10 protein-coding genes are annotated in these 12,920 nt (G+C 72.6%); 1 reads left to right on the top strand and 9 read right to left on the bottom strand.

The annotated features are described in order from the left end of the window. Positions 1 to 84: 84 nt before the first annotated feature. From ACFV5H_RS07950 to ACFV5H_RS07920, 7 genes are all read right to left on the bottom strand, one after another. Positions 85 to 2,301 carry an MMPL family transporter gene (locus ACFV5H_RS07950; protein ID WP_385193424.1) on the bottom strand — a complete coding sequence of 739 codons (2,217 nt, stop codon included), beginning with the start codon at positions 2,299 to 2,301 and terminating at the stop codon, positions 85 to 87. A 163-nt stretch (positions 2,302 to 2,464) separates the two neighbouring features. After that, positions 2,465 to 3,463, bottom strand: a complete 999-nt coding sequence (locus ACFV5H_RS07945) for a hypothetical protein (protein ID WP_385193602.1) — start codon at positions 3,461 to 3,463, stop codon at positions 2,465 to 2,467. Between the two features lie 296 nt (positions 3,464 to 3,759). Then, positions 3,760 to 5,031 (bottom strand): ABC transporter substrate-binding protein, encoded by a 1,272-nt coding sequence (locus ACFV5H_RS07940; protein ID WP_385193421.1) that lies wholly within the window; start codon positions 5,029 to 5,031, stop codon positions 3,760 to 3,762. Continuing rightward, positions 5,028 to 6,047 (bottom strand): hypothetical protein, encoded by a 1,020-nt coding sequence (locus tag ACFV5H_RS07935; RefSeq protein ID WP_385052945.1) that lies wholly within the window; start codon positions 6,045 to 6,047, stop codon positions 5,028 to 5,030. The genes ACFV5H_RS07940 and ACFV5H_RS07935 overlap by 4 nt, the downstream gene beginning before the upstream one ends. Continuing rightward, on the bottom strand, positions 6,044 to 7,438 hold the full coding sequence (locus tag ACFV5H_RS07930) for a hypothetical protein (RefSeq protein ID WP_385193418.1): 1,395 nt from the start codon (positions 7,436 to 7,438) through the stop codon (positions 6,044 to 6,046). Before ACFV5H_RS07930 ends, ACFV5H_RS07935 begins: the two co-directional genes overlap by 4 nt. A 69-nt stretch (positions 7,439 to 7,507) precedes the next feature. Continuing rightward, the gene (locus ACFV5H_RS07925; protein ID WP_385193415.1) at positions 7,508 to 9,817 is read right to left on the bottom strand and encodes a tetratricopeptide repeat protein; all 2,310 of its coding nucleotides are present in this window, start codon (positions 9,815 to 9,817) and stop codon (positions 7,508 to 7,510) included. A 46-nt stretch (positions 9,818 to 9,863) separates the two neighbouring features. Beyond that, positions 9,864 to 11,186, bottom strand: coding sequence for a serine protease (locus ACFV5H_RS07920; RefSeq protein WP_385052937.1), 1,323 nt, complete (start codon positions 11,184 to 11,186; stop codon positions 9,864 to 9,866). A gap of 91 nt (positions 11,187 to 11,277) precedes the next feature. On the opposite strand from ACFV5H_RS07920, the gene ACFV5H_RS07915 reads away from it, so the two are divergent. Further along, complete coding sequence (locus tag ACFV5H_RS07915) at positions 11,278 to 11,631, top strand: trypco2 family protein (RefSeq protein WP_385052934.1); 354 nt, start codon at positions 11,278 to 11,280, stop codon at positions 11,629 to 11,631. 37 nt (positions 11,632 to 11,668) lie between these two features. Here the strand turns inward: ACFV5H_RS07915 and ACFV5H_RS07910 are convergent, their stop codons facing one another. Both ACFV5H_RS07910 and ACFV5H_RS07905 read right to left on the bottom strand, forming a co-directional pair. Further along, positions 11,669 to 11,974, bottom strand: a complete 306-nt coding sequence (locus ACFV5H_RS07910; protein ID WP_385193412.1) for a hypothetical protein — start codon at positions 11,972 to 11,974, stop codon at positions 11,669 to 11,671. 261 nt (positions 11,975 to 12,235) lie between these two features. Continuing rightward, positions 12,236 to 12,691, bottom strand: a complete 456-nt coding sequence (locus tag ACFV5H_RS07905; protein WP_385193409.1) for a hypothetical protein — start codon at positions 12,689 to 12,691, stop codon at positions 12,236 to 12,238. Positions 12,692 to 12,920: the final 229 nt, after the last annotated feature.

The following is a 12,920-nucleotide window of genomic DNA, read 5'->3' as shown; positions in this document are numbered from 1 at the left end:
TCGGGCCTTGAGGGGACATCGTGACAGACGCGGGCCGCGCAGCCCTGGGACACGGCCGCGCGGCCCGCGGGGAAGGGCCGCGGATCAGACGCGGACCGGTTCCTGGGCGTGGTGGTCCCCGCCCAGGGGCGTGGTCCGCCCGGTGAGCCCGGTGCCCTCGACGTCGACGCGGGGCAGCAGCCTCTCGAGCCGGCGGGGCAGCCACCACGCCTTGTCACCGAGCAGGGCCAGGACGGCGGGCACGAACGCCATGCGGACGACGAACGCGTCGAACAGCACGGCTACCGCGAGACCGAAACCGATGGTCTTGATCATGGACTCGCCGGATCCGACGAACCCGGAGAACACCGCGATCATGATCACCGCGGCGGCGGCGACCACCCGGGCGCTGTGCCGGAATCCGCTGACGACCGCCTGCGCCGGCCGCTCGCCGTGCACGTACGCCTCCCGCATACGGGAGACCAGGAAGACCTCGTAGTCCATGGCCAGGCCGAAGACGATGCCCACCAGGAAGATCGGCATCAGGCTCATGATCGGCCCGGTCTGCTCGACGCCCAGCACCCCGGCGCCCCAGCCCCACTGGAACACCGCCACGACCGCGCCCAGCGACGCCAGCACCGACAGCAGGAACCCGACGGCGGCCTTGACCGGCACCAGCACGGAACGGAAGACCAGCATCAGCAGCAGGAGGGAGAGGACCACGATGACGGAGAGGTACGGCACGAGGGCGTCCTGCAGCGCCTGGGCGACGTCGATGTTCATCGCCGTGCTGCCGGTGACCTCGAAGGTCGCGCCCGTGTCGCCCTCCAGACCGGGACGCTCCGCCCGGATGGTCTGCACGAGGTCCTTGGTGCGCTCGTCGTTCGGCGCGGTCGCCGGGACCGCCGAGAACAGGGCGGTGTCGCCCTCGGCGTTGAAGCGGGGCGGCGAGACGGACACGACACCGTCCGTGTCCCGGATCGCGTCGGCGACCGTGGCCGCGGCCTTCTCGGGGTCGGACGCTCCCCTGACGTCGGCGACGACGGTCAGCGGGCCGTTGAAGCCCGGGCCGAAGCCCTCGGCCAGTGCGTCGTAGGCGCGCCGCTCCGTCGTCGAGACCGGCTTCGCCTCGGCGCCCGGCATGCCCAGCTGCAGGTCGGTGACCGGCAGGGCGAGTACGCCGAGGCCGGCCACGCAGGCCAGCAGCACCGTCACCGGGCGGCGCAGCACGAACCGGGCCCAGCGGGAGCCGCCGTTGCCCGCACCGTCAACGCGCCGGGCAGCGGCGCCGCCCCGCTTGCGCGCCTTGCGGGACAGCACCGCGTTCGGCCACATCCCCAGCAGGGCGGGCACCAGGGTCAGCGCGACCAGCACGCCGACGACGACCGCGCCCGCGGCGCTCAGACCCATCTTCGTCAGCATCGGCACACCGACCACGGACAGTCCGGCCAGCGCGATGACGACCGTGAGGCCGGCGAACACCACCGCGCTGCCGGCCGTACCGACCGCGAGGCCCGCCGCCTCCCGCGGTTCGTGCCCGTTCTCCCGCTCCTCCCGGTAGCGGGAGACCACGAACAGGGCGTAGTCGATGCCGACCGCGAGGCCGAGCATCGAAGCGAGCGTTCCGGTGGTCATGGACAGCCCCAGGGCGCTGCCGAGGGCCAGGATCGCGCCCATGCTGATCCCCACCCCGACGACGGCGGTGAGCAGGGGCAGCCCGGCCGCCGCGAGGGAACCGAACGTGATCAGCAGGACGACGGCGGCGAGCCCGATGCCGATGGCCTCGGCCGCGCCCCCGGCGGCCGGCTGCGAGGAGAGCGCACTGCCGCCGGCCTCCACCGTGAGACCGGAGGCGCGGGCCTCGTCGACGGCCTCCTCCAGCGTGGTCCGTCCGGCGTCGGAGAGGTCGCCGGACGAGACCTCGTAGGTCACGGTGGCGTAGGCGGTGGAGGCGTCCTCGCTCACCGCGTTCGCCGTGAAGGGACTCACCGCGCTCGCGACCTGCGGCCCGTCGTCGGCCGCGGCCACGAACGCGTCGATGGCGGCGCGGTGGCCGGCGGCGGTCACCTTCTCCCCGTCGGGGGCGATGAACACGATCCGCGCGTCGGCGCCGTTGGCGTCCGAACCGGGAAAACGCTCCCCGATGAGGTCGAAGGCCCGCTGCGCCTCGATGCCGGGCATGAAGGACGTGCCGTCGTCACCGGCGGCGGGCGCCATGGCGGCGCCGGCCCCGGCGGTGCCGAGGATCACCGCCCACAGCAGTGCCACGAGCCATCGACGCCGGAAGGCGCCACGGCCGATGCGATACAGGAAGGTAGCCACAGGTCAGGGATCTCCGCGTTCGGTCTCGGTTTCGTACCAAGACTCGCGGGCGGAGCCCCGCACGGCGTCGTGCGGCTGCCGTCACTTTCCCCTGGTGCGCTCGCACGAGACGGGGCGCCGTCTCCTCCTCAGGGAGGACGGCGCCCCGTCACGGACCTGTGGATCAGCCTTCGGTGCCCTCCATGAAGTCCTCCTCGCCGAGCGCGCCCGCCGCGAAGCCGCCGAAGAAGCCCTCCATGATCTCGTCGATGTTCACCTCGGTGGCGTTCGCCGGGGCCGTGGCCTTCTCGCCCTTGCCCAGGCGCAGCACCAGCGCGAACTTCTTGACCTTCGCCTTCTCCGCCAGCTTGGCGAGGTCGATGGAGACCTCGGTCAGCTCGCCGTTCTTCAGCGTGAAGTCGGCCGTGACCTTCTCGTTCGGCGCGTCCTTGAGGTCCTTGGCCGTCGGCAGCTCGGCGCCCGGCGGCAGTTCCTTCGCCAACGGGCCGATTTCGTCGGTCAGTTCGGTCATCAGCGTGCGGAAGGGGGCCGTGGCCTTGATGTGCTCGGTGCCGTCCGACCCCTCGGAGGTCTTGAAGTCGACCTCCTTGGCGATGACCTGCCGCAGTGCCTTGGTGAGCTTCTTCTGCGTCTTGGCGTCGAGCGTGGGCTCCGCCGAGGGCTCCTCGACCTCGGCGCCCTCCGCCCCCGACATCTGCTCGCTGGTCTCCTCCAGGTCCTTCGTCGCGACCTTGAGCCACTCACCGGCGAGGAGCTTCTTGAACGCACCGGCGCTGTCGGGCAGTTCGTCGGCCGACGGCATGGGGCTGCCGCTCATCCGCCCGATCGCGTCCAGGTCGGCACGGAGGTAGGTGTAGTCGCCGACCATCCGGTATTCGAACAGGCCGCCGTCCGGGCCGCTGAACTTCAGCGCCATACCGTCGAAATCCTTCTCGCCGGACTCCTCGAGCGGCTTCTTGGACTGCACCGACAGGGAGATCCGCGCGTCGCTGAGCAGTTCGGCGATCTCTTCGGGCATCGCGTCCTCGGGCGCCGACCCGGCGTCCAGCGCCTTCAGCGACGCGGCGTCGGTGTCCAGGTCCAGCTCGAAGGAGAGCGAGCGCTCCTTGCCGAGCTTCTCGAAGGCCTGGTCGAGCTTCTGTCCCGCGGACAGGTTCTCCACGGTGCCGCAGGCGGCGGAACCCGCCAGGACCGCGGTGGCGACGGCGGTGGCGGTGAGGGTCTTGCGTATGGCGGAAATGACGGTCTCCTCGTGAACGCGACCGAAGTGGTCGCTGAGAAGACGGGCCAACGCCCCAAAAGGTTGTACCGGTCGAGGGTATGGCTGTCGTCACATCTTCGAAGAAGGCAGGGGCTGTTCGGCGGCTGCCGGGATCCACGCGGACGAGATCACCCGGATCCCGGCGGGTCCTCGTCCGCGGGGGAGCCCACCACGTCCTCCCGCCGGGCCCCGACCGGTCACCGCGTACTGCACACCGTCCTCGGAGCCGCCCTGCCGCCGGCCCCCGGCGTGGACTGCGCGTCCTGCACCCGCTGCACGTCCTGGAGGAGGCCCGGAACGTCGGGGTCCTGGCCGCCGGCGGCCCGTGCGATGGTCAGCAGCACGGCCTCGTAGAAGGCGTCCCGCACGGCGGGTGCCATGACGTCCGAGGCGTCCAGACAGCGGGGCCCTTCCCGGAGCCGCCGGGCGATCTCGCCCTTGACCGCGTCGCCCTGCGGCTTCACCTGACGGTTCGCCGAGAAGACGCCCGCCCGGTCGGCCCATTCCCGCTGGCCCTCCTTCGAAGCCAGCCGTTCGATCAGTTCCTGCGCCTCGGGGCGGTCACTGAACAGCGCCGCGAAGTCGCCGGTCACCTCGTGGGCCCGGACCCGGCCGCCGCCGTCGGGCAGGAGCGGAGCGGAGTCCGCCAGGCGCGCGTGCTTCGCGTCGGACCGGTAGAAGGAGAGCGCGAAGGAGCCCTGGTGCTCCAGGGCGCACCTGCCTTGAGGGCCGTCGAACAGCAGGCCGTGGCCGTCCGGGTCGCCGCGGTGATCGGTGAGCAGAGCCTCCTTGGCCGCGTGCTCGTCCTGCCGCAGCAGACCGGCCCAGGCCTCCCAGGCGGTGCGCACCGGATCACTTCGCCACCACTTCACCTCGCCCGTGCCCAGCGCCCACTTCTCGTAGACCTCCGGGCCCTCCCGTTGCAGCACGAGGTCCTCGATCCAGTCGGTGCCGGGCCAGCCGGAGGCGCCGTCGTCCCCCATGCCGATGCACCAACTCCTCAGCGGAGCGGGTGAATCACCCGGCTCCTCACCCTCGCGGTACCAGACGATGCTCTTCAGGTCCGCCTTGACCGGCACCCAGTACACATGCCCGGAGGACGAACCGGCCGTCATCCAGGGAGCGCCGTACTCCTGCGGCTCGTAGAACTCGTCCAGCGGCTCCAGGAGGCGGCCCTCGGCGTACTCGGCGAGTTCGCCGAGGCCCGGCATGATCACGATGTCCGGGGGCTCACCCGACTGCACCTTGGAGAGCAGTACCTCCCGCTGGGCCGCGGTGCCCTGGTAGCGGAAGGGGATGCCGAAACCCCGCAGCACGTCCTCGAACTGCTCCGCCTGCTCGGCCGTCCACGTCCCGAGGATGGTCACCGGCTCCTCGTCGTCGTGCTGCGCCCAGACCACCACCATGCCGCCGGCCGCGATCAGCAGCATGACCACGCCGAACACCAGCATCCTGAACCGCCGGGTCACCGTCGCCTCCAGTAGTCGTGGTCGAGCCGCAGACCGAGCCCCAGCGCGGGCAGGACGACGGCCAGCAGGCTCCCGACGAGAGCACCCCGGTACACCGACTCGGTCCACGCGCCGTCGGCCAGTCGCAGCCGGACCTCCTCCGACATCCCCGTGACCTTCTGCTGCGCTTCGTCCGGCGGGCCGTTCCCCCAGGACTCCTCGGTGATCCGCCGCAGATCCGCGAGCGCCCCGGCGAGATCGTCCTGGGTGGAGTACGCCGTCATCAGCGGGAACACCGCGAGCAGCACGGTGAGGACGAAGGCCGCGAGCAGATACGGATTCCAGTCACGGCCGCAGCGGTCGCGCAGCACGAACAGCGCCGAGAGGAGGGTCAAGGCCACCGCGACCAGCGCGAGTTCGGCGATCCACCACCCGGCGCGCTGCCACCACCCCATGGCGGCCGTGGACTCGGCGTGCTCCAACTGGGTGCGCTGCAGGACCTTCAGACGTGGTGCGACTCCCACCGTGTCGCGGGTGAGCAGCGACTGGGCCTCCTTGAGCCGCAGCTCCCGCATGAGGGGCTGGTCACGGTAGAGGGAGGTGCCGAGGGCGAGGGAGTCGCTGTAGGTGGCGAGCAGACCCTTGACCGTGCCGAGGTCCTGGTCCGTGCGGTCGGCGATCCGGGACAGGCCCTGGTCGGCGGCCGAGAGCTGGGACCGGTAGACCTCGCCCGAGCCCACGACGCCGATGAGGTTCCTCTCCACCAGGTGGTCGACCTCCTCCTGGGCACGCAGGGCCGCGAGCCGGCTGGCGGCGAGCCCCTGCACGGCCGGCGCCTCGCGGGACGCCAGTGCCTCGGCACCGTGCTGGACCTGACGGCTGGAGAGGAACAGGGCGGTCGACGCCACGGCCGTGAGCAGGAACAGCACCAGCAGATGCGCCTCCAGCAGCCGGCGGGTCCGCCAGGAGCCCAGGCGCCCGCGCCAGAAGGCGGCGGGGGAGTACCGGCGTCGGGAGGCGGCGCGTCCGGCCGTCACAGCAGCCTCTTCCCGCACGCGATGCAGTAACGGGCCTCGCTCCCCGCCGGGGCACCGCAGTCGCCGCAGCCCGGACCCGGCCGGGAGCCGACGGCGTCGGCCAGGGGGCCGCCGGGACGGGACCCGGCGCGCAGGATCATCGGGCCGAGAGTGCCGGCGTCGACGGTGCGCAGCCGGACCCGCCCCCCGGCCGCGTCCTCGATGTGGGCGACCGCGCGGATCTCTTCCAGCACCCAGTCCGTGCCGAACCGCACCGCCAGCCGGGCGGCCTGCCCCAGACGGTCCTCCGCGGTGTCGCGCCGGTGTTCCCGCAGAGCCACGAGCCCTTGGCGCAGGGCGCTCCGCATCCTGGCGGTGGCGTTGAGGGTGCGTACGCTGTCGGCGCCCGCCGGGGCGTGCGGCGGTGACTGCTCGGGGAGGTGCCAGCGGGCGGTGACGGGCGCGTGGACGTCACCGATGGAGACCATGGCGAACTGCAGCTCGGTCTCCAGCGGGTCGCCGTCGGAGTCGGCGACCAGGGTGAGCAGGTAGTCACGTCCGCCCTGCTCCCACTGGTAGGTCGGGAAGCTCCAGCAGTGCGGCCGGCCGGGCTCGGGCAGACCGCCGAGACGGTGCGGCCGGGGCGCCTTCTCGCTGAGCGAGACCTGGCGCACGGAGGGCCGTACGGTCACCTCGATCGGCAGCTGGGGAGTGTGCACCCGGCGCAGCCGCTGGATGGCGGCGGTGATCGCACGGCCGAGCCCGTCGTCCACGAACTCGGCTGTCCCGTGCAGCCGTTCGGCGAGGACGAGCAGGGGATCGGGGGTCCAGTCCGAGCCCACGGCGAACACATCGCACGTGAACTGCCCCGCGCAGGCGTCCAGTTCCTCCTCCAGCCGGTCCTCGGCGGTGGCGGCGGCACTGCTGCCGTCGGTGATCAGCACCAGATGGCGTACGGACACCGGCCGGCCGGCGAGCAGGGAGCGCGCCCCGGCCACCCAGGCGGCGTACCCCGCGGGACGCGGCCCCTCCCGGTGCAGCGGGAGCGAACCCGCGACGAAGGCGGCCCGGCGTCTTGCGCCCTGGTCGGCGACGGCCCACTCGTCGTCGCCCCGCGGATAGCAGCGGACCGGCTCGGGGCCGCTGCCGAGCACGGCGAAGGAGATCCGGTCGGGCAGGGCGCGCAGCGCCGCCGGCAGGGCGTGCCGGACGGCCTCCCGGTTGGACTCGGCGACGTCCACCGCGATGATCACCGCGAGCTGGACCGCGGGCAGGTCGGTGGGGGCGCCGCCGGCGGCCACGTTGACCCGCAGATGCGCCTCGATCTTCGCGCTGCGGTGCGGACGCGGATCACCGCCGAGGTCGACGTGGAGTCGGATGCCCGGCTGCGGCGGCCGGGTGGGGCTGCTCATGTCGTACGTCACCGCTCCTTTTCTTCACCTTCGTCGCCGGGTGCTGTTCCGTTCCGTCGTGCCGTGCGCTCAGAACACGGTCTGCGGCCGTACCGCGTGCATGAGGTCCACCAGGTGCTCGTGGGCGGCGGCCGGCTCCTGGTGATGTGCCGCCAGGCGCCGGTAGAGCGACTCCAGCCGCTCGCGCGACGCGCGCTCCGGCGCGCTCAGACGGCGCAGGGCGCGGGCGGTGAGCCGTCCGGCGCCCCCTCCCGGGGAACCGGGACGGTCGCTGAGGCCGTGCACCGCGTCCAGTTTCCACTCGTGGAGTTCGGTGCGCAGGCGCAGCGCCTCGTCCTCGGACAGGCTCGGCTCCCCGTCACCCGGACGCCGGCCCACCAGACCGTGCAGTTCGGCCAGCGCCGCGTCGACCTCGGTGGGCAGGGGCAGCGGATCACCGTCTCCGGGCAGCCGGGCCGCGCGGATGCGCAGGGCGGCGATCCGGGCGACGGTGTGGTCCAGGGTGCCCTGCCGGACCCGGCCGAGCACGTCGATGGCGGTCCGGCGGTCGCGCGCGCGGAGCGCGAGCCTGGCCAGGCCGAGGGCGGCGCCGCCGTGCGCGGGGTTGCGGGCGAACACCGCCTCGTACAGTTCCTTGGCCGTGGGTCCGGCGGTGTCGTCGCCGAGCCACTCCGCACAGTGGGCGAGGGCCAGTTTGGGCGCGTACTCACCGGGCAGCTCGAGGTGGACCTGGGTGAAGTGGTGGCGGGCCTCGGCGACCTGCCGGGGGTCGTCGTCGAGTTCGGCGCTGCACAGCGCGAGCAGGGCGCGGTGCCACTCCAGCCGCCACCGGCGCACGGCGGACGGCCCCGGGACGGAGTCGGCCGTGTCGAGTTCCTCCTCGGCCCGCCGCAGGTCGTCGAGGGTGTTCCGGCCCAGGAGGACGCGCACGTTGTGCAGGCGGATCTCCACCGAGGGCGGCTTCTCGTCCTCCTGCTCCAGGAGCCGACCCGGGTCGTAGCCGCTGCTCACCTCGAACCGCGTGGCCTGCGGATCGCCCGGATAGGGCCTGGGCACCGGCAGACAGGCGGCGATCTCGGTGGGGGTGGGTGTGCCGAGGTCGAGGACAGGTGCCACGGGCGGCTGGTACCGGTCGCGGCGGGGCCGGTCCAGCCAGTGCCCGATGTCCGGCACCGTGCCGAGCCGGGCGCCCGGCAGCCGGGTGGACGGCCGGAAGTGGTCGGAGGGCTCCGGCGGATCGTTCTTGCCGCGCAGCGCGCGGATCTCCCGCAGGGCGCCGCGCAGTTGGCCGACCATCTCGCGGGCGTCGGAGAAGCGGCGGTACGGGTCGGTCCGTACGGCACGGTCGACTACCCGGTCGAAGGCGGCGGTGCCGAGACCGGGTACGTCGGCGACGGCCCAGCGGGCGAGTTCCCGCAGGGTGACGCCGACGGTGTGCAGGTCGTGGGCGACGGTGGGCACGGCGGACGTCCCGGTCTCGGGCGCCATGTAGTCGGGTGTGACATGGGCGGGCGGCAGGCTCTGCCCCTGTTCGCGCATGCCGCCGAGGTCGATGACCTTGATGCCGTTCCGGTGGTGCACCACGTTGGAGGGCTTCATGTCCCCGTACACGAAGACCCGTTCGCCGTCGGCGTGCAGATGGACGAAGGCTTCGAGGATCTGGCAGCCGTACGCCGCGACGTGCTCGATGTCGAGGACGGACTCCCCGCGCCGGACCTCCTCGGCGACCTTCGCGAGGGTGCCGTCACCGACGTCGTCCATGACGATGTAGCCGCCGGTGACCTGACCGGTGTCGTCCCGGCGGGCGACGAAGTCGCGGATCTGGACGATGCGGGGGTGACGGATGGCGACGAGGTTGCGGCGTTCGACGTCGGCGAGGCGGGCGCCGTCGTGCTCGTACCGGTTGAGCAGTCCCTTGACGGCGACGACGTCACCGAGGTGGGTGTCCTCGGCGAGGTAGACCCAGCCCTGGCCGCCGTGCGCGATGGGTCCCATGACCCGGTACTGGTCGCGCAGCAGGTCGCCCTCGACGAGTTCGGGCCGGTACGAGTAGCGCTCGCCGCACGCCGGACAGAACCCCTCGATCGGCACCGGGCCCTCGGTGTAGGGCGGGGCGAAGGTGATGCCGCAGTCGGCGGACGAGCAGCTCATGCGGATGCGCGGCAGTGCCTCGGGCCGGACGAGGCGCTCCTCGGCGGGGCGCGGCTCGCGCTCGGGGAGCGCGAGGAGTTCGCGGGGGCCGAGTTCGCGGGGGTCCTCCGGCAGTACGGGCAGCCCGGGGCCGTCCTGCGCGCGACCGCAGACGGCGCAGTAGCCGGTGGGCAGTACGGCGCCGCCGCAGGGGGCCCCGGTGAAACGCCGGTGCGGGCAGGTCGTCATCCTCTCGTGCTCCTCCTTCCCTGCCCGGCCCGGACGGTGCACGGCGTCACCGGTCCCCGCAGCGTCTCAGGTCGGCGCGCAGGGTCCTGATCAGCGCGCGCAGCCGGGTGAGTTGCTGTTGCGGGTCCCGTACGTCGTCGAGCAGGCGGCGGGTGGCGCGGTGCCGGTCGGCGGTCTCGGTCACGGAGCTCAGGGAGGCGCTGTCGACGATGTCGCGGCGTATCGCCCGGCTGAACTCCGCGCGCTGCAAGCGGTCGAGCAGGGTGTCCGCGTGGTGGAGGAGCGCGGGTCGCAGGAGGAGGTCACGGGACGCGGCCCAGCCGGGCCCGCCCTCGTGGCGGAAGACGATCAGCAACCGGAAGCCGAACGCCCGTAATCGGGCCAGGATCTCGATGAGGGGACCCGGCTGCGGCTCCTCGTCGAGCCCGTCGACGAGGACCGTGACCGGCCGTACGGGCACGCGGTCGGCCGCCCGCGCGGGCCGGGCCTTGGCGCCGCGCAGCCAGTCCCAGTACGCCAGGTACTCACCGGCCGGGAAAGTGACCTGGTCCAGGGCGTGGTCGATGAGATCGGGTCTGCTGGCGCCGCCACGATGGACGACATGGGCACGGTGCAGCAGATGGCGCAGCGACCGGTCCTTGCCACTTCCCGGAGGCACCACGGTGATCTTCACCGGGTCCTCGTCCGGATCGCCGAACCACCGGGACAACCGCTCCTCGAAGCCGTGATCCCAGGCGCCCGGACTGCTCAACTCCTTGATGACCGGCGAGAGTTCGGCGATACGTCCGACGGGGATCAGATACGAGAAGGAGAGCCGGTTGTCCTCGGGCAGAGCCGCTCCCAGGTCCCCGCGCCAGCTGACGACGAGGCCCACCACCCGGGCGGGCCGGCCCTCCTCGGGCCGGGTGCACACACCGGCGCCGCTGAACCCGGCACGCACCACCTCCGACCTGGTGACGGCGTCGAGCTGCACCCGCTCACCGCTGGCGCCGCCGATCCGCCCCCACAGGCTCATGCCGTCGTCGAAGCCCTCCGCGTAACCGGTCGCGTACACCTCCATGCCGCCCCACAGCCCGGTCTCCAGCGGAGCACGGCGCGCCTGCGGACGAGGACTGTCCAGCCGCAGCACGGCGACGTCCTCACCACCGGCGCCCTCCGCCAGCCAGCCGCCGGGCATGACCCGCGCGGCGACCGGTTCGAGCCCGCCGTTCTCGGCGAACTCCAGCCACATGACGGCGTCCGGCCGGCGCACCACGTGCGCGCAGGTCAGCGCCGTGTACTGGTCGACGAGCACGCCGGCGCCGCAGACGGGGCCGTGCGCGTCCTCGCGTCGCAGCCTGAGTCTCCAGTCCGCACGCAGTTCCCCCATGCCGTCTCACACTACGTGCAAAGGGTGGGGCGTCCCTAGACTTGTGAGCAGGGTGGATCGGTCAATCAGCCGAAAGTGGCGGTGTGTTGATATGGCGAATGCGGAACCGATCGGTCTGGCGGAGGCCATCGGCACGGTGCGCGCGGAGCTGGCGCGGGCCCAGGCGGAAGGCGCGGAGAGCGACTGGCGGTTCCACGTGGAGCAGGTCAGCCTGGAGTTCTCGGTCCAGTTCCACCGGGCCGGCGAGGGCGGCGCGGGCCTGCGCCTGGGCGTCGTCGAGGCCCGCCTGGGCGCCTCGGTGAGCCACGACTCCACCCACCGCATCGAGGTGTCCCTCAAACCCCTTCCCCGCCCCGACGGCCGCCACCACGAGGTCGGCCGCGAGGACACCGCCGCCCGCCGTCTGCCGGGACCGCACGACGGCTCCCTCCTGCGGGACCGGTGACCCGAGCCGGGGTTCCGGGCCTTCCGGTGGCCACCGGTCAGCCCGTCCCGGGAGGGCCGAGCGTCCCGCGACCGACGGACCCCCGATCGCATACGGTGCCGGAGTGCCCGGCCGCGTACACCGGGTGCGCCTCGCGCGGACCGGGCACGGTGGTGCGCGCGAGTGCCCGGTACAGGCCGGTGCTGAGGGGACCGTCGGCCTTCCCGGTCTTGTGCCCGGCGTCGACGACGGCGAGCGGACCGGCCGCCGGCGGCTGGTGGTCCGGTGAGGAACGGTGCAGGACGGCCCCGGCGAACCGCAGCGCGGGCTGGTGGCGGGAGCCGATGCGGGACGGCCGGCTCACCGTGATCCGAACAGTCGCGGCGGCCTCGGCAGTCGCTGTTCGTCCGTGGACCGCTCCGGTGCCACTCGCACGGCCGTCGCCGGCCTCGTGCCCGGGCACACCCGGGCCGACCACGTGCGTCGTCTTCGCCGGGCGTCCGGAGCTTTGAGCTACCGCGCAACGTTTCTCAAGTGTCGGAGGACCGCTCGGTGCGAGAGGTGACGGGCGGCCGGCGTGGTGGATCCCGCCGGCCGCACACCGCGCCTGTCGTCCCGCCCCGGGCTACCGTCGGTTGATTCCGGGCAGGCGAACGTCGGCGTCGTCGAGCATCAGCAGGGTACGTGCCCGGGTCCGCTCCTTCATGTAGGGCCAGGCGGCCTCCACCAGACCGCTGTCGAGAAGGAGTTGATCCAGTACCTCGAAGTAGACGGCACCGCCGACGTGCTGCGTGGAGTGGTCCACGATGCGCTCCACGAAGTCCCAGCACCGGGTGAGCAGCTGTGTGTCCGGGCTGTCGCTCCTCAGCTGCGGCATCAGCACCGGCGTGGTGAAGCATCCGGCCAGCAGTTCGTACAGCATCACGGTCGCGTCCGTGGTCAGGACGGCCGCTTCCGCGGGTTCGTGGAACATCTCGGCGATGGGGCCGGCGGATTCGGGGATCATGCGCAACAGCAGCGAGGGGATCTCCTCGAACGGGATCTCCTCGACCGGACCGTCCCCGGTGGGGGTGTCGCTCATATCTTCCTCAGCAGGTGTGTGTCGTTCGTGCTCATGGGCTCGGGGCCCGTCGTGCGAGGTGCACGACGGGCCCCGCCCTCATCGTCCGGTACGGCGTGCCGGACTCACCGTCAGGCGCAGTTCTCGGGAGGGCACGCGCCTCCGCCCGTCTGCGGTGGCTCCACGGCCTCGTGGAACCCGAACGGGTCGGGGCGGTGAAGCCGGGAGCCGGGTCCTAGTCCCCGCGGAT

Origin of the sequence: Streptomyces sp. NPDC059787 (genome assembly GCF_042732315.1) — a bacterium.
GTDB lineage: Bacteria > Actinomycetota > Actinomycetes > Streptomycetales > Streptomycetaceae > Streptomyces > Streptomyces atrovirens.
Note: the sequence above shows the minus strand (reverse complement) of the source record. Positions and strands in the feature narration are given on the sequence as shown.